The organism is Rhodococcus sp. T2V (genome assembly GCF_029269925.1).
GTDB classification, from domain to species: domain Bacteria; phylum Actinomycetota; class Actinomycetes; order Mycobacteriales; family Mycobacteriaceae; genus Rhodococcus_F; species Rhodococcus_F koreensis.
This window is the reverse complement of record NZ_JARJBD010000464.1, coordinates 1-308: the sequence shown is the minus strand read 5'-3', so window position 1 is coordinate 308 and position 308 is coordinate 1. Positions and strand designations below refer to the sequence as shown.

The window sequence follows — 308 nt, the reverse complement described above, 5'->3', positions numbered from 1 at the left end:
CGCGGTCCGCGACCGTGGACGTGCGGTGACCTATGCCGAACTCGACCACCGCGCCCACCAGGTCGCCCGGGCCCTGATCAGGCAGGGAATCGGACCGGAAGACCTGGTGGCGGTGGCGGTACCGAGGTCGTACGAATCGGTCCTGGCACTGTGGTCGGTCGCGAACACCGGCGCCGGGTATGTGCCCATCGATCCGACCCATCCGGTCGATCGGATCGCGTACACGCTCGGCGACTGCGGCGCCGCGATCGGCCTCACCCTGTCCACCGAGCTCGAGCATCTGCCCGATCACGTCCGGTGGCTGATCC

Annotated in this window: 1 protein-coding gene; it reads left to right on the top strand. The window is 69.2% G+C overall.

Translation table 11 applies throughout. From position 1 onward, the window contains the following. A partial coding sequence (locus tag P3H15_RS54850; RefSeq protein ID WP_276144935.1) for an AMP-binding protein occupies positions 1-308 on the top strand: 308 nt, incomplete at both ends.